Source organism: Lacinutrix sp. MEBiC02404 (assembly GCF_053601575.1).
In genome coordinates this window covers 1-501 of sequence record NZ_JBSHNV010000223.1, presented here as the reverse complement: position 1 = coordinate 501, position 501 = coordinate 1, and the positions used below count along the sequence as shown (strand labels likewise).

At 38.5% G+C, this 501-nt stretch carries 1 pseudogene; it reads right to left on the bottom strand.

The features are described 5' to 3' along the window. Window positions 1-501: pseudogene (locus ACVCXO_RS18980) on the bottom strand (gliding motility-associated C-terminal domain-containing protein); the annotation flags it as partial.

Below are 501 nucleotides of genomic sequence, written 5' to 3'. Positions count from 1 at the left end.
TACAGTACAAGATGTTAAGTCAGGACCGATAGAATCTTCAAGCGTAAGCGTTGCAGTAAGTATGGTTTCATTACCACAATCATCAGCAACTGTATACGTAACTAGAATAGTACCACCAGCTCCACAAGTGGAAGCAAGGTTAGTAAATACATAATCAGAAGTTACATCAAATACCGCATCAGTATCACAAGAATCTGTACCACAAGATTGCAGTGCTAATATGTTAGCAGCATTCCAATCATTCGCGATCGTTTCGTTATCTGTACCATTACATTCTATAGTTTCGTCTATTACAGTACAAGATGTTAAGTCAGGACCGATAGAATCTTCAAGCGTAAGCGTTGCAGTAAGTATAGTTTCGTTACCACAATCATCAGCAACGGTATAAGTAACTAGAATAGTACCACCAGCGCCACAAGTGGAAGCAAGGTTAGTAAATACATAATCTGAAGTTACATCAAATACTGCATCTGTATCACAGCTATCTGTACCACAAGATTG